Source organism: Altererythrobacter sp. H2, from assembly GCF_035319885.1.
In the GTDB taxonomy this organism is placed as follows: Bacteria; Pseudomonadota; Alphaproteobacteria; order Sphingomonadales; family Sphingomonadaceae; genus 34-65-8.
Genome location: NZ_CP141285.1, coordinates 1964784 through 1983796, shown reverse-complemented (window position 1 = coordinate 1983796; position 19013 = coordinate 1964784). Strand labels below are relative to the sequence as shown.

Genomic DNA, 19013 nt, shown 5'->3' with positions numbered 1-19013 from the left:
TTGGTGACAATCCGGACAATCGGACACGGCTTGGCCGCACAAGCGGTTTCGGCCGCCGTCGCCAAGGGCGAGGAAGCCGGTTGCCCGGTCGTTGCCGCCGTCATCGGGGGAGGGGGCGAACTGGTGGCTTTGCTGCGTGCGAGCGGCACACCCTTTCCCTCGTCACAAATTGCCCAGGACAAGGCCAATACCGCCGCCAGCTTTCGGGTTGCGACGCCTGACGTGTACCAGATGGTTTCGGGCAATCCGGCGCTGTGCACCGGAATTACCGCGCGACCGGGCATCGTGATGTTTGGCGGGGGGCTGCCGATCGTTATCGATGGCGAATTCGTCGGCGCAATCGGCGTATCTGGCGGATCTGAAGAACTCGATATTTCCTGCGCCAATGCCGGCCTCTCTGCGATCGGCGCAGAGCAGCAGTGAGCGGCCGGTGCCTCAATACATTGGAACGATAGAAATCAAATGACTACCAATCCGCCTCGACCTGTAACCGACACCATACTCAATTTCATTGGGGGCTCCTTTCGCAAGGGCAGCCAGGGAAAGACCTTTGACAACGTCAATCCTGCAACCGGACAAACGATCGGCACGGTTCATGAGGCAAGCGAAGCCGATGTCGCCGATGCAGTGGCGGCGGCGAGGGCGGCGCTCAACGGACCGTGGGGAAAGATGACGACTGCCGAGAGGGTCAAGTTGATCGTCGCGGTGGCCACCGAAATCGAGCGCCGTGCGGATGATTTTCTCGATGCCGAGGTGGCCGATACCGGCAAGCCCCGTCAGGTGGCTTCGCACATCGACATTCCTCGCGGCGCGGCGAATTTCCGCATGTTCGCCGACGTTATCGCGACGATGCCAGGTGAATCCTTCACCACACCGACGCCCGATGGTGGGCAGGCGATCAATTATGCCGTGCGCAAGCCCAAGGGCGTGATCGCGGTGATCTGCCCGTGGAACTTCCCGTTGCTGCTAATGACCTGGAAGGTCGGACCGGCGCTAGCCTGCGGAAACACAGTGGTAGTCAAGCCTTCGGAGGAAACCCCCCGAACAGCAGCGCTTCTGGGCGAAGTCATGAACGCGGTCGGGATGCCCGAAGGCGTCTACAACGTCGTCCATGGTTTCGGCGGCGACTCGGCAGGCGAGTTTCTGACCTCCAACAAGGATGTCGATGCGATCACTTTTACCGGCGAGACCGGAACCGGGCAGGCGATCATGCAAAAGGCTGCAGTCGGGGTCCGCGACGTTTCTTTCGAGCTCGGCGGCAAGAACGCGGCGATCGTCTTCGCCGACGCTGATCTCGACAAGGCGATAGAGGGCCTGTCACGCTCGGTCTTCCTCAACACCGGGCAGGTCTGTCTCGGCACAGAGAGGGTCTATGTTGAGCGGCCGCTGTTTGATGAGTTCGTCCGGCGGATGACGCTGGCGGCGCAGGCATTCAAGCCCGGTGCCATAGAGGATCCGGCCTACCTTGGGCCACTGAGCAGCGCAGAGCACCGCGATAAGGTGCTCGGCTATTACGCGAAAGCGGTCGAAGAAGGGGCGACGGTTGTCACCGGCGGCGGCGTTCCGAAAGTCGATGGCGATCAGGCGCGCGGCTTCTACGTGGAGCCGACGCTGTGGACCGGACTTGCGCACGACGCCACGGTGATGCGCGAGGAAATCTTCGGTCCGTGCTGCGGGGTAATCCCGTTCGACTCCGAAGACGAGGTTATCGCGCTGGCCAATGACACCGACTACGGATTGTGCGCGACCGTGTGGACCGAAAACCTTTCGCGCGCGCACCGGGTGGCAGCGGCGATGCAGGTCGGTGTGTGCTGGGTCAATTGCTGGTTCCTGCGCGATCTGCGCACGGCGTTTGGCGGGTCTGGCCATTCCGGGATCGGCCGGGAGGGCGGTGTCCACAGCCTCGAATTCTACACCGAAACCGCAAACATTTGCGTGAAGCTCTGAGATTATGACCATGGAAACCACGATAGACCCTCGGGTCATTCAACAAGCCGCCGAAATGCTGCGTGGAGCTGCGACAAGCGGAACACCCGTGGCGCCAGTTCGCGATCTCATTTCGGCGGGCGGGGTTGATGCTGCCTATGCCGTGCAGGAGGTCAATACCCGGCACTATGTCGACAGCGGACGAAGACTGGTAGGCCGCAAGATCGGCCTCACTTCGCTTGCGGTCCAGCGGCAGCTTGGCGTCGACCAGCCCGATTACGGCATGCTGTTTGCCGACATGGACGTGCCTGAAGGCATACCGGTTTCGCTTGATCAGGTGATTCAGCCCAAGGTCGAAGCCGAGATCGCGATTGTCATCGGTCGCGACCTGCCGCATCCCGATCTGACGACCGCAGAAATGATCCGCGCGGTTGAATATGTCGTGCCGGCGATCGAGATCGTCGACAGCCGGGTGGCCAACTGGGACATCCGCATCTGGGACACCGTGGCCGATAACGCCTCGAGCGGGCTGTTCGTGCTGGGCGCGGTTCCGCGCAAGCTCGATGGGCTCGATCTGCGTGAATGCGGAATGGTGATGGAGATCAAGGGCGAACCCATTTCGGTCGGCGCTGGTATCGCCTGCTTGGGCAGCCCGATCACCGCATCGTTGTGGCTGGCGCGGGTCATGGCGCGGGTCGGCCGGCCGCTACTCGAAGGCGATGTGATCCTGTCCGGTGCGCTCGGCCCGATGGCCGGGGTAAAACGCGGCGATGTCGTCGAGGCGAGAATCAACGGAGTTGGAACAGTTCGCGCAGAATTCGCCGCGGACGGCAACTGAAGATTTGATGAAAGGCAAGCGTATGCCCAAGATGAAATGTGCGATCATCGGCTCAGGCAATATTGGTACTGACCTGATGATCAAGATGCTCAAGGGTTCGGATGTGCTCGAACTCGCTGCGGTGGTCGGCATCGACCCAGCATCGGAAGGGCTGGCGATGGCCCGCGAGCGCGGTGTGACGACCACCCATGAAGGGATGGACGGGCTGCGCAAGCTGCCGGTTTATCCGGAGATCGGAATCGTCTTCGATGCAACCTCGGCTTACGCCCACAAAGTGCATGATGCCGCGCTACAGCAGGACGGCAAGCTGGTCGTTGACCTGACGCCTGCTGCTTTAGGGCCGTTTTTCGTGCCCCCGGTAGGAAATGTGCTCGACAGCAGCGTCCGCAACGTGAACATGGTCACCTGCGGAGGCCAGGCTACCATCCCGATCGTTGCCGCCGTATCGCGCGTGAGTCCTGTCCATTACGCAGAAATTGTCGCATCGGTATCATCGCGTTCGGCAGGGCCGGGCACCCGCGCCAATATCGACGAATTTACCCGGACCACAGCAAAGGCGATCGAGGTCGTCGGCGGTGCGGGCCGCGGACGCGCGATTATCATCCTCAATCCGGCTGAACCGCCGATGATCATGCGCGATACGATCTTCACGTTGACCGATCAGGTTGACGAGGATCTTATCCGCCAGTCGGTGCAGGACATGGTGCAGACCGTCCAGTCATACGTCCCCGGCTATCGCCTCAAGCAGGAAGTGCAGTTCGAACGGTTCGGCTCGAACCGGCCCCTCGAAATCCCTGGTTATGGCGAGTTCGCCGGTCTCAAAACCAGTGTTTTCCTCGAGGTAGAGGGGGCGGGCGACTACCTGCCCAAATATTCCGGCAACCTCGACATTATGACCGCTGCGGCCAAGGCGGCCGGCGAGCGGCTTGCACTGCAGAACCTAGAAAAGGTGGCAGCATGACCTTCAACCCTGAAACCGGCAAGCTTTACATCCAGGACGTCACCCTGCGTGACGGGATGCACGCCATCCTCCACATGTACGGCACCGACAGCGTCCGCACGATCGCCAAGGCCTTGGACGATGCCGGTGTCGACGCCATCGAAGTCTCACACGGCGATGGTCTTAACGGCACGTCTTTCAATTATGGCTTTGGCTGCCACACTGACTGGGAGTGGATCGAGGCGGCAGCTGACGTGATCAAACGGGCGGTGTTGACCACACTGCTGGTGCCCGGCATCGGCACTGTCGAAGAGCTTCGCCGCGCTTACGCATTGGGTGTTCGCTCGGTACGAGTCGCAACCCATTGCACCGAAGCAGACGTTGCCAAGCAGCACATCGGTATCGCCCGCGATCTTGGTATGGATGTATCGGGCTTTCTGATGATGAGCCACATGATCGACGCCGAGGCGCTGGCCCAGCAGGCCTTGCTTATGGAAAGCTACGGCGCGCACTGTGTTTATGTGACCGACAGCGGCGGCGCGCTCGACATGGACGGTGTGCGCGATCGGCTGCGGGCTTACGACCGCGTTCTCAAGCCAGAAACCCAGCGCGGCATGCATGCCCACCACAATTTGTCGCTCGGTGTCGCGAATTCGATCGTTGCCGCTCAGGAAGGCGCAGTACGGATCGATGCCAGCCTTGCAGGTATGGGGGCAGGGGCGGGCAACGCCCCGCTCGAAGTGTTCGTTGCTGCGGCCGACCGAAAGGGCTGGAACCATGGATGCGACGTGATGGCACTAATGGACGCAGCGGAAGATCTGGTCCGTCCACTTCAGGATCGCCCGGTGCGGGTCGACCGCGAGACGCTGAGCCTGGGTTATGCCGGGGTCTATTCAAGCTTCCTTCGTCACGCGGAAAAGGCGGCCGAACAATACGGCCTCGACACCCGCGAAATTCTGATCGAACTGGGTAAACGGCGTATGGTTGGCGGGCAGGAAGACATGATTGTCGATGTTGCGCTCGACCTCGTTTCCGCGCGGGCAGCATAGGCGATGGCAATGGACAAGATTGAACGTTACGCGGAAACTCTGGACAGCGCGGCGCTTCATGCGCGCGCAACACCCCAACTGACGCATACCGACCCCGACCTGAGCGTGGCAGATGCCTATCTGGTGCAGAAGCTGTCGGTCGATCGTCGCCTCAGCCGCGGTGAACGCCGAATCGGAGTCAAGATGGGTCTGACGAGCCGGGCCAAGATGCTGCAGGTCGGAGTCGACGAGGTGGCATGGGGCCGCCTGACCGACGCGATGCTGATCGAGGAAGGCGCGTCGATGTCTCGCGCACGTTTCGTTCACCCACGGGTTGAACCGGAAGTGGCCTTTCTTATGAAGGCGCCGCTTTCCGGAAAGGTCACAGCGATGGAGGCGCTGGCGGCGGTCGAAGCGATTGCTCCGGCAATGGAGATCATTGATAGCCGGTACGAGAACTTCAAGTTCGCTTTGTCTGATGTTATTGCTGACAACACCTCGTCCTCTGGCCTTGTGATCGGACAATGGAACGATCCGGCCAAGGATTTCTCGAACCTCGGGGTTATTCTCGAAATCGACGGCCATGTGATCGAGGTCGGTTCGACTGCAGCTATTCTCGGCCATCCCTTGCGGTCGTTGGTCGCCGCAGCGCGACTTGTCGCTGAAGGCGGAGAAGAAATCTCAGCAGGCGACATCGTCATGGCAGGTGGCATCACCGCCGCTCCCAATCTCGCGCCCGGTCAAACCGTCCGCACGACGATTCAGGGGCTTGGCTCGGTCATGTTTCAGGTGGAGGCGTAAATGCCAATCATCGAGGTCAACATGCTCGAGGGGAGATCGCCGGACGACAAAGAACGGCTTATCCAAGCCCTGACCGATGCTGCCATCACTTCGATCGGGGCACCGCGTGAATCGGTTCGCATTATCTTGCGCGAAATGCCGCCCGGGCATTTCGCGATCGGCGGACAGTCCTTTGCGGCGAAAGCGGCTGCAAAGGCCGCCGGGAAGCAATAGCATGACAACCGGGCTGCACAGGATCCGGATTGTCGGCGGCGGAGAGTTCAGCTGCGGTGAGGACGAGCGGATCTTGCTCGCCATGGAGCGATGCGGATCGAGCGATATCGGCGTTGGTTGCCGCGGCGGCGGGTGCGGAATTTGCCGGGTCAGGGTGGTCGGCGGAGATTACACGACCGGTAAGATGAGCGCGGCGAAGATTTCGGAGACCGAGCGCGCAGCGGGCTTTGTCCTAGCCTGCAGAGTGTTTCCGGTGAGCGACCTTTTGATCGAAGTTGGATGAATTCTAAGGAGAGAAGCAATGGCTACACAGTTGAAAAGTGGTACCAACGAGTACGGAATCAAGAGCGAATACGGTCACTTTATCGGCGGCGAGTGGATTTCCAGTGATAGCGGAAAGACGATCGACCTGATTAACCCTGCCACCGGGGCGGTGCTGACCAAAATCCAGGCTGGCAATGCTAAGGATATCCAGCGTGCAGTGGCAGCTGCCAAGGCTGCCTTCCCCAAGTGGTCCGAAAGCTCGCCTGCCGAACGTCAGGAAATTTTGATCGAGGTCGCGCGTCGGCTCAAGGCGCGCCATCAGCATTACGCTACGCTTGAGACCCTGAACAACGGTAAGCCAATCCGCGAATCGATGCATTTCGACATGCCCCAGGCCATCGGCCAGTTCGAGCTGTTTGCCGGCGCGGCGTATGGCCTTCATGGTCAGACGTTGGATTTCCCCGATGCTGTCGGCATCGTTCACCGCGAGCCGCTGGGCGTGTGCGCCCAGATTATCCCGTGGAACGTGCCGATGCTGATGATGGCCTGCAAGATCGCGCCCGCGCTCGCTTCGGGTAACACAGTTGTGCTTAAACCCGCCGAGACGGTCTGCCTTTCGGTGATCGAATTCTTCGTGGAAATGGCGGATCTTTTGCCCCCAGGCGTGATCAACGTGGTCACCGGCTACGGTCCTGACGTCGGTGAGGCGCTTGTGACTCATGAGGACGTCCGTAAGGTCGCCTTCACCGGGTCGGTGGCGACGGCCCGCCGGGTTATGCAGTATGCATCCGCCAATATCATCCCGCAGACACTCGAACTGGGTGGCAAGTCCGCGCACATCGTTTGCGCTGATGCTGATATCGATGCCGCGGTCGAAAGCGCCACGATGTCGACAGTGCTCAACAAGGGCGAGGTTTGCCTGGCCGGATCGCGACTGTTCCTGCACGAGTCGATCCAGGATGAGTTCCTCGCCAAGTTCAAGGTCGCGCTCGAAGGCATTCGCCAGGGCGACCCGCTCGACTTCGCCACACAGCTCGGCGCGCAGGCGTCGCAGATGCAGATGGACAAGGTCGTAAGCTATCTCGAACTGGCGACTGAAGAAGGCGCCAACGTTCTGACAGGCGGCAGCCGCAACAACAATCTTGCCGATGGGCACTTCATCAGCCCGACGGTCTTTACCAACGTCAACAACTCGATGCGTATTGCGCGTGAAGAGATCTTCGGCCCCGTTACCAGCGTGATTAGCTGGAAGGACGAAGACGACATGATGAAGGTGGCGAACGATACCAATTACGGCCTCGCCGGCGGCATCTGGACCCGCGACATTGCGCGCGCGCACCGCATGGCACGCAAGCTCGAAACCGGCACGGTGTGGATCAACCGCTACTACAATCTGAAGGCCAACATGCCACTCGGCGGGTACAAGCAGAGCGGGTTTGGCCGTGAATTCAGCCATGAAGTGCTCAACCACTACACCCAGACCAAGTCGGTCGTGGTGAACTTGCAAGAAGGTCGCACCGGGATGTTCGATCAGTAATCCCAGACTGATCGATAACCGGAGACGGAGGAGAGAAAATTGTCTAACAGGCTTGATGGACAGGTGGCGCTACTTACCGGTGGCGCCACCGGGATCGGGGCGGCGGTAGTCGCGCGTTATATTGAGGAGGGCGCCAAGGTTGGCGTCCTGGTCAAGGACGATGAGCAGGTAGAACTCGTGCGTTCGCGGCATGGGGACAGCGTGGTGGCCGTGGCGGGAGACGTGCGTTCCTATGCAGACAATGCCCGCGCCGTGGCGGAAACCGTGGCGGCTTTCGGCAAGCTTGATGTATTTGTCGGGAACGTTGGGATCTGGGATTTTATGGTCCCGCTCGAACAGCAGGATCCCGAGCAACTCGGCAAGGTCTTCGACGAAATCTTCGACGTCAACCTGAAGGGTTATTTCCTTGGTGCCCGCGCCGCCATCCCCGAACTCAGGAAGGTTAAGGGAAGCATCATTTTCACGGCCTCGACCTCGAGTTATTATACCGGAGGCGGCGGCACGCTATACGTCGCCTCCAAGCACGCGGTACTCGGGCTGATCAAGCAACTGGCCTGGGAACTGACGCCGGACATCCGGGTTAACGGCGTTGCACCGGGAGGGACACGGACCCCGCTTAGCGGCACTCAGACGGGTGGCTTTGCAGAGACGAAGATGGAACAGATGCCAGGGCTTGACGAAATGATTTCCAGCATGACCCCGCTCGGGCGGATAGCCGAACCGGCCGACCATGCTGGTCTCTACACGCTTTTGGCTTCGCGGCGGGACTCTTCGTATATGACTGGCACGGTTCTGCTCAGCGATGGCGGTATCGGTATCGGCAAACGTCCGGAAGGGTGAGTACTCTGCATTGAGCCAGGGTCGTTAGAAGCAAGCGCATGACAGGAGGATAGAGGCCATGGCTGAGAGATTTCAATTTTCCGACTTGCTCGTCATTTCGGGAGTCATCGGAGCTGCACGATGGAAGCCAACGTATCTTGGACGCACTGTTGCCCCTCCCCAACTGGTTGAATTCGATGGTAATCTCACAAGAGATCGTGCGGAACGGATGATGGCTCACGCTGAAGCCGGGGGGCTCGCAATTTATGGCATCGGGCAACTCAGCTACCATCGCGCGCCGGTTGACAAGACGGTCGTCTATCCGATCGACGCCTATTACGCGCATGGTCAATACACGTCGGTCATTGCGACCATGAACCGCGTGGCAGTTCTGCTCGACAATGCCGAAAAGGTGGATATTCAGGAAATGGTCAGCAAAATGATCCGGGTCGATAACTGACGCGGGCTCGTTTCCCCCTTCGCTGGTATTGAAGGGTTGGGGATGGGGAGCGAGGGAACCTTCATCCCACCCTTACCCAGTAGATCGCTGCCCAATAAGGTCAACGATACCTTTTGGATCCTCACTGCAACCTTGACCCGAAACTACTGAAAATCCGGCTCGATCTCTTCTGGAAGCCCGGGCGCGGGACGGTCCGATGCCATTCGGACACCATCGATGACGATCGGGCTGGCTACTCCGGGGCGGCCGTGGCGTTCAATCGCCATGCCCCGTGCGATGACCTGTGGGTTGGCAAAGACCTGGTCCAATTCGTTGATCGGGCCTGCGGGAATTCCTGCCTGTTCGAGTTGTTCGAAAAGCTCTTCCCGGCCCCATTGCACCGTGATCACTTCGAGCGCTTCAATCAAGTCTGCCCGATTGCGGATCCGTTGAGGATTGGTGATAAAGCGCTCGTCCCGGTCGAGTGCAATATCCAGCACGCGGCAGAGGGCGGCAAACTGGCCGTCATTGCCGACCGCGATGATCAGATCGCCATCGCGAGTGGGGAATGCCTGATAGGGTACCAGATTGGCATGCCCATTGCCGACCCGGCGCGGCACCACCCCCGAGGTCATCCAGTTCAGTGCCTGATTGCCCATGACACTGACTTGGGTATCGAGCAGCGCCATGTCGATGTGCGCGCCGACCTGCGTTTCGTTCCGCCGGTTAAGCGCCGCCAGGACCGCAACCGCGCTGTAGACCCCGGTGAACAAGTCGGCGGCCGCGATACCGGCCTTCTGAGGCTCGCGCTGCGGCTCTCCAGTCATGGACATAAGCCCGCCCATGGCCTGGGCGATATAGTCGTATCCCGGTCGGTTGGCATAGGGCCCGGTTTGTCCGAAGCCGGTGATCGAACAGGTGATGAGGCGCGGATTGATCTGCGATAATGCCGCGTGATCAAGCCCATACTTGGCGAGCCCACCCACCTTGTAATTCTCGATTATGATGTCGGCGTTTGCCGCAAGGCCACGAATGATATCCTGACCTGCTGGCGTCGCGATATCAACCGCGATGGACCGCTTTCCCCGGTTGGCCGAATGATAATAGGCGGCACCCAGATTTTCGCCCGCGTCCGACATCACAAACGGAGGCCCCCAGTGGCGAGTGTCGTCGCCACTGCCGGGGCGCTCGATCTTGATAACCTCGGCACCGAGATCGGCGAGCAACTGTCCGCACCACGGGCCGGCAAGAATGCGCGCGAGTTCGAGAACCCTGATGCCGCTTAGCGGTTTTGTGGATGCCTCTGTTGGCGTTGCGGCCCAGCCACACCCCGTCATTGCGCACCTGCCACTGCCGAAGCAATGCGCTTGCGCCAGTCTCGCGCCATATCGCCGGCTGCTTTGGCCAGGGTGAAAGAGTCTATCCCCACCGCGAGGAACCGGGCGCCGCCGTCCAGATATTGCTGCACCAGCCGTTCGTCGCGTGAAAGGATACCACAGGGAGTGCCGGTAGCGCGAATGCGGGCTAGGGCTTCGCCGGTCACTTGAGCGAGAGCTGTTGCATTGGCGGAACCAAGCAGGCCGAGCGATGCAGCCAGGTCAGCCGGTCCGACAAACAGGGCGTCAATGCCATCGACTGCTGCGATAGCTTCCAGATTGTTGAGCGCTTCGACGGTCTCGATCTGGGCGATGATGCACAGGCGCTCGTTGGCCTCAGCTACGTAAGCAGGGTAGCGGCCCCAACGTGCGGCGCGCGCGCCGCCGATCCCGCGATCACCCGTCGGCGGATAGCGCGAGGCCTTGACGATAGCCTCCGCCTGTTGTGCGGTGTCAACCATCGGGACCATGATTGTCTGGGCACCAAGATCGAGGATCTGGCGGATCGTCACCGGATCGTGGCCGGGCACGCGCACGATGGCAGAGCAGGTAGGAACGGTATCGACCGCGCGTAGCTGGTTGGCCATCCCGGGCAGGGTCTGGGCGGCGTGCTCGCCATCGATAAGAACCCAGTCATAGCCCTGGCCAGAGCAAATTTCAGCGATGTCCGGATTGGCGAGCGCCAGCCAGAAACCAAGTTGTGGCGGACCGTCGCCAAGACGATCCTTGAAGCAGTTTTGCGGTGTCTGCATCATTCCCTGCCTTAAACGAACCGAAAACCGATGGCGCCCAACGGCCCGAAATCGGCGTTGAACACATCGCCCGCATGGGCTTCAACCGGCCGGGTGAATGATCCGCCCAGCACGATCTCGCCCGGTTCTAGAGTCTGGCCCCAGGGCGAGAGCCGGTTGGCGAGCCATGCCACGCCGATTGCCGGATTGTTGAGCACGCCTGCGGCAACGCCGGATTCCTCGATCACACCGTTGCGGCTGAGCAGGGCACTAACCCATCGCATGTCGATCTTGTCGGGCCGCATCGGCAATCCGCCGACGATGATCCCGGCATTGGCAGCATTGTCGCTGATAGTGTCCTGCACCTTGCGGCGCGCGCCGGTTTCAGGATCGACGGGAAAGGTGCGGCTGTCGATGATCTCGACCGCTGGGATTACATATTCGGTCGCCCGTAGCACGTCGAACATGGTCGCACCGGGGCCTTCGATGCGCTTTCCCAGGACGAAAGCCAGCTCGACCTCGACCTTGGGAGTGATGAACCGGCCGATTGGCACGTCACCCCCCTGCTCGAACACCATATCATCGAGCAGGGTGCCGTAATCAGGTTCGGTAATCCCGGCGGCCTGCTGCATGGCCCGCGAAGTCAGGCCGATCTTGTGGCCGACGATTTTCCTGCCCGAGGCGAGTTTAAGGTCAACCCACCGCTTGCTGATGCTGTAGCCATCTGCGATCGACATTTCCGGGTGGCGCGCCGTGAACTGGCGAATCTGCTGGCGCGATTGTTCGGCCTGATCGAGCTCGGCCGCAAACGCCGCGATCTCTGCCTCGCTGAGGATCGTCGCTGCAGCGTCGGGTCGGCTTCCATTGCGGTCCATAAATTGCTCCTCGTCCCTTGCGATTTTGGCTCTGCCGCTTCTGGGTAAATGCATTGCACAATTGGAAACGCTCGTCTACATCCTCGCTGCACAACAGCCCGTAAACGGCCGCAACAAACACTTAACAGAGGAGAGCAGGATGCCAGGCGATACGAGCGTAAGAGAAGAAAAAATTACTGGCCGTGGGCTGACTTCCCACACCTTGCTTGCAGGTGACCCGAGCAAGCCCGCCATTCTTCTGTTGCACGGTGCAGGGCCAGGGGCGCATGCCGCTTCCAACTGGCTGCACCTGATGCCGGATCTGGCAGAAAACTTCTTCGTGATCGCGCCCGACCTGATCGGCTTCGGGCAGTCGGTTATCCCCGACCCATGGCCAGACAATGTGATGGGATGGATCGGCACTCGGGTCGAACAATGCTTTGGCGTGCTCGACGCGCTGGGGATTGAGAAGGCCCATGTAGTCGGCAATTCGATGGGCGGCGCGCTTACCCTGCAGATGATGAGCGAAGAGCCTGACCGGCTTGATCGGGTGGTGCTGATGGGTTCGATCGGTGCCCCTGGCCCCAAAACTCCTGAGCTTATCCGCCTGCTGTCGTTCTATTCCGATCCGCGGCACTCACGTTACCGCCAGTTGATGCACAGTTTCGCTTATGACGCCGACAAGTTCGAAGGCATGGAAGAGATCGTCAACAATCGCTTCAAGATCGCCACCGACCCCGAGATCATGAAAACTGCGGTCAAGATGATCGATTCGATGAAACAGGGGATGGACGGGCTCAACATGCCGCCTTCTATCCTGTGCAAGATGCCGCACAAGGTGCTGATCTTCCACGGCCGGCAGGATCGCATCGTACCGCTTGATACCAGCCTCTATCTGATCGAGCATCTGAAACACGCCGAGCTTTACGTGCTCGATCGGTCGGGCCATTGGTCGCAGCTTGAGCGTTGGGACGTCATGCGGCCGATGATGGAAATCCATTTCGGCGCGCGTAGCTTCTGACGCTCCTTGGGCTTTGACGGTTCGGGTCCTGACGGACGCAGTCAACTGCATCTGTTAGCCCGGTCCGGCGTGTGAACGACCAGCATGTATCAGACTACAGCCTCGGTGCTTTGGCAGTTTTCACTGGACCAGATTGGCACGCTTTGCCGGACGTTCTAAAGCTGGCATGCCCGTTATCTTGAATGCGGGCCGGAAGCGCTGGGATAACGGGCACTGGCGCCGAGCCGGGTGTGTCTCCGAGATGGCGGAAAAATCCAAAGCCAGCTCGTCGAAATGGCGCTGGAAGAGACCGAAACGAGCCCCCGCGAACTTGCGATGCGCTTCACCTGCTTCGTCTCAGAATCCACGGTTTGAAGCAAATCACTCTGCCGATGCCTTCTGCCTCAGATAAACGATGCAATCTCGCTCTAAAGTAATAACGAGTCCAACCTGGTTTAGTCAGCAATGTTGCCAGACATTTTCCCCAGCAGGGTCTTGACTGTGTTATACTCAGTTGCGGAAATCCCGGCCAGCAGTTGAGTGTATATCGCGTCGGCCTCTAGCCTGAGCGATGGAAGTATCTCGATAGCCTTGGGAAGCAGGTGCAGGCTCCAGACGCGGCGATTCCCTTCGATTGAGCGCCGCTCGACAAAATGGGCCTTTTCCAGCTGATCGATCACATGACCCACACTCGCGCGTTCAAGATCGAGGTGTCTTGCAAGTTCGGTCTGGGTGAGTCCCGGTGAGCGGAATATATAGGCAAGGGCGCGCCATTGAGTGCGAGTCAGGCCGAATTTTGCCGTGGACGCATCAAACAGCCTGCGCAGTTTGCGCGGAACTTCCTCGACGAGAAAAACGATCTCGTCGGCCTCGGTCACATAGCTATCTTGGCTGATTTCGTCCGGCATTGGTCTGTGCCTTACGCGACGGGCAGAGGATTGAAAAGACTTTACTGTAAGATATATTACAGTAAGCTGCCATCATGGCGAAAGAATCGATCAAACTGGCCGGTCAATCTGCTCTTGCCATTTCCGCCAGTGTCGAAGGCGCAAGCGATGAAATGCCGGTCATCCTCGCGCATGGCGGGGGACAAACCCACCTTGCCTGGAAGAGGATTTCAATGCTTCTCGCAAGTCATGTCTTTCACGCGATTGCATTGGACCTGCGAGTTCACGGGAACAGCGAACGGGCATTGATATGAGTATAGCACCCAATCACAAGATTGCCCAAAAGATCCCTTCGGCTTTGTTAGCGCCGTTCGCGGATGGATTTCCCCTTGGCAAATGCTTTGCTCAATCTGAAGAAGCTTCGCCGCCAACTTCTGTGCTTGTCGGCATCCGTACCCCAACATTTCGTATGGGTCTGAGCCAAGACTACTGGAGAAACCGATGACCATACAGCAGCCCGTCGATCCGGTCCCCGCGGCCACCATGCTCTTGCTTCGCGACGCGCCGGAGTTTCAGGTTCTGATGGTCAAACGCCATCACCAGATCGACTTTGCCTCCGGCGCGCTGGTATTTCCCGGAGGAAAGCCTTCGTCCGGGGATGAAATTGTTGAATGGGCCGATCATTGCAGGGGCTGGGGCACTTTCGACGCTACACAGCGCACTTTGCGGATCGCCGCGATCCGCGAAGCGTACGAGGAAGCCGGGATCTTGCTGGCTGATCATCGTGACGGCGGCGCGTTTGAAGATACATGTGATCTTGAAAGCCGCAAAGCGGTGGAGCGAGGCGAGCGTGAATTTCTTGACGTCGTTCGCGAGGCCGGTGTGCACTTGCGCCTCGATCAGCTCAGCATATTCGCAAGGTGGATAACGCCCACCTTCATGCCCAAGCGCTTCGACACCCATTTCTTCGTTGTTCGCGCGCCCGAACGCCAGATTGCCGCATGCGATGGATACGAAACCGTCGATGCGGAATGGCTTTCGCCGCATAAGGCATTGGAAATGGAAGCAACTGGCGAGCGAACCATTATCTTTCCTACGCGCTTGAACCTGCAATTGCTGGCCAAAGCCGCAAGCGCAGCGGACTGCGTGGCGCAGGCTGAAGCCCGCGATATCGTAACGGTTCTGCCGGAAATCATTCAGAGAGACGGCAAAAACGTCCTTACGATCCCAGCTGATGCCGGATACGGCCCAGCCCACGAAATCATGGGCTGAGAGCAAGCTGCCAGCGGCGAGGAAACTTTGTCGTCAGTAGCCGGATAGCTGCGCAAAACGGTCCTTGAGGTAGCTCGACGACCCCCAACTCGCCTCGAGCACGCGAGCACGCTTGAGGTAGAAGCCGACATTGAATTCATCGGTCATCCCGATGCCGCCATGCAGCTGGATACCCTGATTACTGATCGCGTGCAGAACGCGATTTGCCTCGGCCTTGGCGATGGTCGCTGCACGCGCGATACCAAAGCCGCTGTCGACTGCCTGTAATCCCGCCTCGACTGCGGAGCGCATCTGCGCAAGGTCGGCGAACAGGTCCGCCATGCGGTGCTGCAGCGCCTGGAAGGTGGCGAGCACCTGATTAAATTGTACGCGCTGCTTCAGATAGTCGAGGGTCGTGTCGAACACGGCTTGCGCCATGCCGAGCATTTCGGCCGCCGAAAGTACGCGCGCCCGGTCGAGCACGTCGTCAAGCAGACTGTCGCTTCCGCCCTCGAGCTTCTCGGCGGCAGCGCCAGCGAAAGAGACATCGGCGTGGCTGCGCTGGTCGGTGAGCTTGCGCGTGGTCAGTGAAACGCCATCGCCCTTCTCGACCAGGTAAAGGCCGTCTTTGGCTGCGACAACGAAGAGGTTCGCGCCATGCGCTTCGTGAACGAATGCCTTTTTGCCGGTCAACTTGCCGCCCGCAACGCTTGTCTCGATTGCCGAGGGATCGCAATGCGCGCCTTCGTCGACAGCCAGCGTTGCCACGGTTTCGCCGCTGGCAAGCCTGGGTAGCCATTTGGCCTTCTGCTCGTCGCTTCCGCCCAGCAGGATTGCACTAGCCGCGATAGTTGTGGCCACCAACGGACTTGCGGTCAGCGTTTTGCCGAGTTCCTCGACCACGAGGCCGGCCGACATGAAGCCGAAATCCGATCCACCATGAGCCTCGGGAATGATGATCCCGGCCCAACCCATTTCGGTCATCGCGGCATAGGCGCTGGAGTTGTAGGCCTGCGGTTGGCCTGCTGCACGGACTTTGCGGAATTCGGATACCGGGCTTTCCTTGGTCGCCCAGTCTCGCGCCATGTCGCGCAGCATTTCCTGTTCTTCGCTGAGAACTGCCATTGTCCTTGCTCCCCTCGCTTACTGGTGGTCGAGCATGCCGAGCACCCGCTTGGCAATGATGTTGTTCTGGACTTCGGTCGAACCGCCATAAATCGTCGCTGCCTTGCCGAAGAGCCAGCCGCGCACATCCTCGAGTTCGTCATCGCCAAATTCGTCGCCTTCCCAGCCGAGGCCCTGAAGGCCACGGATTTCGATCAGCAACTCGCTGCGTTCCTGGGCCAACTTGGTGCCGACCTTTTTCAGCACCGAGCTGATCTCTGAAACGCCGCCTTGCGCTTTGCTTTCCTCGACCGCACGACGCGCGGTGAGCAGGAAGCTGTTCCATCGGATCTCGAAATCGGCGATCTTGTCGCGCAGGACCTTGTTGACGAGCGCGCCATCACCGCCGGTTTCGCAGTATTTCTTGGCGACATCGGCAAGGCTCTGGCCCATCATGCCGGCAAGGCGCCCGCCGCCTGAGATGTTCGTGCGCTCGTGCTGAAGGAGGCGTTTGCCGATAGTCCAGCCTTGGCCTTCCCTGCCCACGAGATTTTCCTTCGGCACCTTTACATCGGTGAAGAAGGTCTCGCAGAACGGACTCGTTCCGCTGATCATGGTGATCGGGCGGACTTCAACGCCCGGTGCATCCATGTCGATCAGCATGAAGCTGATGCCCTTGTGCTTGTCTGACCGGTCGGTGCGGACGATGGCAAAGCACTTGTCCGCCCACTGGCCACCGCTGGTCCAGGTCTTCTGGCCGTTAACGAGGTAGTGATCGCCCTTGTCGACGGCGAAGGTCTGCAGGTTCGCGAGGTCTGATCCGGCATTCGGTTCCGAGTAACCCTGACACCAGCGAATTTCGCCACGGCAGATTGGCGGGATATGCTCCAGCTTCTGCTTTTCATCGCCGTATTCGAGCAGGGTCGGGCCGAACATCATCACACCCATTCCGCCGATCGGATTGTAGGCACCGACCTTGGCGAACTCGTGCTCGATGAGCCTGGCCTGGCCTTTGGTCAGTCCGCCGCCGCCATATTCCTTGGGCCAGGTCGGTGTACCCCAGCCACGCTCGCCCACGGCTTCGCGCCATTTCTTCTGCACAGGGGTCTCGTTGGTCGGACCGTCGAGCCCGGCCAGCATATTGCCCGTGCCCCTGAGTTCGTCAGGGAAATGGGCGGCGAGGAAGTGGTGCACTTCGGTGCGAAATGCGTCTTCGCTCGCCTGGACATCGGATTCTAGATGAGTTGGCACGGAAACCTCCGTTCAAAAAACTGAATTCGTGGTGCCCCAGACGAATGATAAGGCCGCGCTCTGGCTGGTCAGTATTGCTGCTCGGGAACGTGCAAAACCAAACCTTCCACTCCAGCCTCGATGGGTATCTGGCAGGCGAGGCGACTGTATTCGTTGGCCCCTTCTGCAAACTGCAGGAGTTCGGCCTCCGCTTCGCCTTCCTTCAGACGACCAACCCTGTCGATCCAGCCCGGATCGACATGGACATGGCAGGTCGCACAGGCGCAGACACCGCCGCAATCGCCGTCGATGCCCGGTACATCGTTGAAGAGCGCCGCCTCGCGCGCGGTTTCGCCCTCAGCCGTTTCGACTTCCCGCCGCGTTCCATCGCTGGATACGAACGTCACTTTGACCATCATAAACTCCGTATGTCTGCTTCAGCAAATCAGCGCGCGTACAGCCGCACCGGCAGCTTGGTGATCCCGCGCACAAGGTTTGAGAAAAGGCGCTCGGGTTCGCCGGTCACTTCGACCTTGGCGAACCGCCTGTGAATCTCTTCCCAGATGATCCGTAGTTGCAGTTCTGCAAGCCTGTTGCCCATGCAGCGGTGGATGCCATAACCGAATGACAGGTGATGGCGCGGATTCTTGCGGTCAATGATGAAGCGGTCGGCCTGGTCGATAACCGTGTCGTCGCGGTTGCCCGACAGGTACCACATCACGACTTTGTCGCCCTTCTTGATCTGCTTGCCGCCAATCTCCCAGTCCTGCAGCGCAGTGCGGCGCATGTGAGTCAGCGGCGTCTGCCAGCGGATGATTTCCGGCACCATGCTGGTGATCAACGATGGGTCGTCATTCAGTTTGCGATATTCGTCGGGGTTCTGATTGAGCGCCAGCACCCCGCCGCTGATTGAATTGCGTGTGGTGTCGTTGCCGCCCACGATCAGCAGCAGCAGGTTACCCAGAAATTCGAGGAAGGGCATATCCCGTGTCGCCGGGGAATGCGCCATTATGGAAATCAGATCGTTCTTCGGTTCTTCGTTGATGCGCTGCTCCCACAGGCCTTTGAAATACATCGCGCACTCGATGAGTTCTTCACGCCTCGCTTCGTACGATTCGACAATGCCGGTTTCAGGAGCGGCGGTGGTGACATCGGACCAGCGCGTGAGCTTGCGGCGTTCTTCCCACGGGAAGTCGAATAGGGTGGCAAGGGTCATCGTGGTCAATTCAACCGAGACCTTGTCAACCCAATCGAATTCCTCGCCTATCGGCAAATCATCGAGAATCTGACACGCTCGTTCGCGGATTGTCGGTTCGAGCAACAGCAAGTTGGACGGCGCTACAGCGGGGGTGACGGCCTTGCGTTGCTGGTCGTGCTTTGGAGGATCCATGGCGATGAACATTTCAAGTTCGAGCGCGCCTTCCACCGAATGCATGTCCTGAATGGCGATACCGCCGAGCTTTGCCTCCGACGAAAAGACTTTGTGGTTGGTGTCGACAGCCATGATGTCGTCGAACTTGGTGATCGACCAGTAAGGCCCAACATAGCTTTCGCGGCAATAGTGGACCGGCTCCTCCTTGCGCAGCCGGTCGAAATACAGGCCGATCGTGTCCTGCTGAAAAAGACTCGGCCGTGCGACATCAATTTCGTCGATCGGAATGGCTGCAACTTTTCCGGCAGTATCCAGCTCCATCGTGTCGAAGCTCATGTCTCGTCCTCCATCACAGGCAAGCAGGCTCGCCTCACTTTCAAACAGGTAGATGTTTCGCAGGGTG

At 59.6% G+C, this 19013-nt stretch carries 22 protein-coding genes; 14 read left to right on the top strand and 8 right to left on the bottom strand.

Translation table 11 applies throughout. The annotated features are described in order from the left end of the window. The first annotated feature begins 3 nt into the window (after positions 1–3). From U4960_RS09975 to U4960_RS09925, 11 genes are read left to right on the top strand one after another with little or no spacing between them, the layout of a single operon-like run. Positions 4–423: a GlcG/HbpS family heme-binding protein gene (locus U4960_RS09975; protein WP_324260487.1), complete on the top strand. Its 420-nt coding sequence runs from the start codon at positions 4–6 to the stop codon at positions 421–423. A gap of 39 nt (positions 424–462) precedes the next feature. Then, the gene (locus tag U4960_RS09970; RefSeq protein WP_324260486.1) at positions 463–1947 is read left to right on the top strand and encodes a 2-hydroxymuconic semialdehyde dehydrogenase; all 1485 of its coding nucleotides are present in this window, start codon (positions 463–465) and stop codon (positions 1945–1947) included. Between the two features lie 4 nt (positions 1948–1951). Further along, positions 1952–2764: a 2-keto-4-pentenoate hydratase gene (locus U4960_RS09965; RefSeq protein WP_088443857.1), complete on the top strand. Its 813-nt coding sequence runs from the start codon at positions 1952–1954 to the stop codon at positions 2762–2764. A gap of 22 nt (positions 2765–2786) precedes the next feature. Beyond that, entirely contained in the window at positions 2787–3725 is a 939-nt protein-coding gene (locus U4960_RS09960) for an acetaldehyde dehydrogenase (acetylating) (RefSeq protein WP_088443924.1), read from the top strand. Next, on the top strand, positions 3722–4753 hold the full coding sequence (dmpG, locus tag U4960_RS09955; RefSeq protein ID WP_088443855.1) for a 4-hydroxy-2-oxovalerate aldolase: 1032 nt from the start codon (positions 3722–3724) through the stop codon (positions 4751–4753). The genes U4960_RS09960 and dmpG overlap by 4 nt, the downstream gene beginning before the upstream one ends. Before the next feature lie 9 nt (positions 4754–4762). Beyond that, entirely contained in the window at positions 4763–5533 is a 771-nt protein-coding gene (locus tag U4960_RS09950) for a 2-keto-4-pentenoate hydratase (protein ID WP_324260485.1), read from the top strand. After that, positions 5534–5746 (top strand): 2-hydroxymuconate tautomerase, encoded by a 213-nt coding sequence (locus tag U4960_RS09945; protein WP_324260484.1) that lies wholly within the window; start codon positions 5534–5536, stop codon positions 5744–5746. 1 nt (position 5747) lies between these two features. Further along, positions 5748–6029 carry a 2Fe-2S iron-sulfur cluster-binding protein gene (locus tag U4960_RS09940; protein ID WP_324260483.1) on the top strand — a complete coding sequence of 94 codons (282 nt, stop codon included), beginning with the start codon at positions 5748–5750 and terminating at the stop codon, positions 6027–6029. Between the two features lie 18 nt (positions 6030–6047). Continuing rightward, positions 6048–7547 carry an aldehyde dehydrogenase family protein gene (locus U4960_RS09935; protein WP_324260482.1) on the top strand — a complete coding sequence of 500 codons (1500 nt, stop codon included), beginning with the start codon at positions 6048–6050 and terminating at the stop codon, positions 7545–7547. A 39-nt stretch (positions 7548–7586) separates the two neighbouring features. Continuing rightward, positions 7587–8387, top strand: coding sequence for a 3-(cis-5,6-dihydroxycyclohexa-1,3-dien-1-yl)propanoate dehydrogenase (gene hcaB, locus U4960_RS09930; RefSeq protein ID WP_324260481.1), 801 nt, complete (start codon positions 7587–7589; stop codon positions 8385–8387). A 58-nt stretch (positions 8388–8445) separates the two neighbouring features. After that, positions 8446–8826 carry a hypothetical protein gene (locus tag U4960_RS09925; protein WP_324260480.1) on the top strand — a complete coding sequence of 127 codons (381 nt, stop codon included), beginning with the start codon at positions 8446–8448 and terminating at the stop codon, positions 8824–8826. A gap of 143 nt (positions 8827–8969) precedes the next feature. Here U4960_RS09925 and U4960_RS09920 read toward each other — a convergent pair whose 3' ends face one another. The 3 genes from U4960_RS09920 to hpaH are packed head-to-tail and all read right to left on the bottom strand — an operon-like array spanning position 8970 to position 11787. Then, positions 8970–10142 (bottom strand): CaiB/BaiF CoA transferase family protein, encoded by a 1173-nt coding sequence (locus tag U4960_RS09920; RefSeq protein ID WP_324260479.1) that lies wholly within the window; start codon positions 10140–10142, stop codon positions 8970–8972. Then, positions 10139–10936 (bottom strand): HpcH/HpaI aldolase family protein, encoded by a 798-nt coding sequence (locus U4960_RS09915; RefSeq protein ID WP_324260478.1) that lies wholly within the window; start codon positions 10934–10936, stop codon positions 10139–10141. Before U4960_RS09915 ends, U4960_RS09920 begins: the two co-directional genes overlap by 4 nt. An 8-nt stretch (positions 10937–10944) precedes the next feature. Continuing rightward, on the bottom strand, positions 10945–11787 hold the full coding sequence (hpaH, locus tag U4960_RS09910) for a 2-oxo-hept-4-ene-1,7-dioate hydratase (RefSeq protein WP_324260477.1): 843 nt from the start codon (positions 11785–11787) through the stop codon (positions 10945–10947). Positions 11788–11812: 25 nt separating this feature from the next. On the opposite strand from hpaH, the gene U4960_RS09905 reads away from it, so the two are divergent. Continuing rightward, complete coding sequence (locus U4960_RS09905; protein WP_245790108.1) at positions 11813–12787, top strand: alpha/beta fold hydrolase; 975 nt, start codon at positions 11813–11815, stop codon at positions 12785–12787. Positions 12788–13221: 434 nt separating this feature from the next. Here U4960_RS09905 and U4960_RS09895 read toward each other — a convergent pair whose 3' ends face one another. Beyond that, positions 13222–13674: a MarR family winged helix-turn-helix transcriptional regulator gene (locus U4960_RS09895; RefSeq protein WP_324260476.1), complete on the bottom strand. Its 453-nt coding sequence runs from the start codon at positions 13672–13674 to the stop codon at positions 13222–13224. A gap of 74 nt (positions 13675–13748) precedes the next feature. Between U4960_RS09895 and U4960_RS09890 the strand changes: the two genes are divergently transcribed. Together U4960_RS09890 and U4960_RS09885 are read left to right on the top strand one after the other, a co-directional pair. Further along, entirely contained in the window at positions 13749–13967 is a 219-nt protein-coding gene (locus tag U4960_RS09890; RefSeq protein ID WP_324260475.1) for an alpha/beta fold hydrolase, read from the top strand. 187 nt (positions 13968–14154) lie between these two features. Next, entirely contained in the window at positions 14155–14925 is a 771-nt protein-coding gene (locus U4960_RS09885; protein ID WP_324260474.1) for an NUDIX hydrolase, read from the top strand. 33 nt (positions 14926–14958) lie between these two features. On the opposite strand, the gene U4960_RS09880 is transcribed toward U4960_RS09885, so the two are convergent. The 4 genes from U4960_RS09880 to U4960_RS09865 all read right to left on the bottom strand — a co-directional run bounded on the left by U4960_RS09880 (position 14959) and on the right by U4960_RS09865 (position 18946). After that, positions 14959–16029 carry an acyl-CoA dehydrogenase family protein gene (locus U4960_RS09880; RefSeq protein WP_324260473.1) on the bottom strand — a complete coding sequence of 357 codons (1071 nt, stop codon included), beginning with the start codon at positions 16027–16029 and terminating at the stop codon, positions 14959–14961. A gap of 18 nt (positions 16030–16047) precedes the next feature. After that, on the bottom strand, positions 16048–17259 hold the full coding sequence (locus tag U4960_RS09875) for an acyl-CoA dehydrogenase family protein (protein ID WP_324260472.1): 1212 nt from the start codon (positions 17257–17259) through the stop codon (positions 16048–16050). 68 nt (positions 17260–17327) lie between these two features. Further along, positions 17328–17657, bottom strand: a complete 330-nt coding sequence (locus U4960_RS09870) for a 2Fe-2S iron-sulfur cluster-binding protein (protein ID WP_324260471.1) — start codon at positions 17655–17657, stop codon at positions 17328–17330. A gap of 26 nt (positions 17658–17683) precedes the next feature. Continuing rightward, complete coding sequence (locus tag U4960_RS09865; RefSeq protein ID WP_324260470.1) at positions 17684–18946, bottom strand: cytochrome P450; 1263 nt, start codon at positions 18944–18946, stop codon at positions 17684–17686. Positions 18947–19013 lie beyond the last annotated feature (67 nt).

Coding starts and splice junctions, on each gene's coding strand:
- U4960_RS09970 (WP_324260486.1), top strand. CDS start 463: ATGACTACCAATCCGCCTCGACCTGTAACCGACACCATACTCAATTTC.
- U4960_RS09945 (WP_324260484.1), top strand. CDS start 5,534: ATGCCAATCATCGAGGTCAACATGCTCGAGGGGAGATCGCCGGACGAC.
- U4960_RS09920 (WP_324260479.1), bottom strand. CDS start 10,142: ATGACGGGGTGTGGCTGGGCCGCAACGCCAACAGAGGCATCCACAAAA.
- U4960_RS09940 (WP_324260483.1), top strand. CDS start 5,748: ATGACAACCGGGCTGCACAGGATCCGGATTGTCGGCGGCGGAGAGTTC.
- U4960_RS09885 (WP_324260474.1), top strand. CDS start 14,155: ATGACCATACAGCAGCCCGTCGATCCGGTCCCCGCGGCCACCATGCTC.
- U4960_RS09870 (WP_324260471.1), bottom strand. CDS start 17,657: ATGATGGTCAAAGTGACGTTCGTATCCAGCGATGGAACGCGGCGGGAA.
- U4960_RS09895 (WP_324260476.1), bottom strand. CDS start 13,674: ATGCCGGACGAAATCAGCCAAGATAGCTATGTGACCGAGGCCGACGAG.
- U4960_RS09965 (WP_088443857.1), top strand. CDS start 1,952: ATGACCATGGAAACCACGATAGACCCTCGGGTCATTCAACAAGCCGCC.
- dmpG (WP_088443855.1), top strand. CDS start 3,722: ATGACCTTCAACCCTGAAACCGGCAAGCTTTACATCCAGGACGTCACC.
- U4960_RS09890 (WP_324260475.1), top strand. CDS start 13,749: ATGGCGAAAGAATCGATCAAACTGGCCGGTCAATCTGCTCTTGCCATT.
- U4960_RS09935 (WP_324260482.1), top strand. CDS start 6,048: ATGGCTACACAGTTGAAAAGTGGTACCAACGAGTACGGAATCAAGAGC.
- U4960_RS09925 (WP_324260480.1), top strand. CDS start 8,446: ATGGCTGAGAGATTTCAATTTTCCGACTTGCTCGTCATTTCGGGAGTC.
- U4960_RS09880 (WP_324260473.1), bottom strand. CDS start 16,029: ATGGCAGTTCTCAGCGAAGAACAGGAAATGCTGCGCGACATGGCGCGA.
- U4960_RS09960 (WP_088443924.1), top strand. CDS start 2,787: ATGCCCAAGATGAAATGTGCGATCATCGGCTCAGGCAATATTGGTACT.
- U4960_RS09865 (WP_324260470.1), bottom strand. CDS start 18,946: ATGAGCTTCGACACGATGGAGCTGGATACTGCCGGAAAAGTTGCAGCC.
- U4960_RS09950 (WP_324260485.1), top strand. CDS start 4,763: ATGGACAAGATTGAACGTTACGCGGAAACTCTGGACAGCGCGGCGCTT.
- hpaH (WP_324260477.1), bottom strand. CDS start 11,787: ATGGACCGCAATGGAAGCCGACCCGACGCTGCAGCGACGATCCTCAGC.
- U4960_RS09915 (WP_324260478.1), bottom strand. CDS start 10,936: ATGATGCAGACACCGCAAAACTGCTTCAAGGATCGTCTTGGCGACGGT.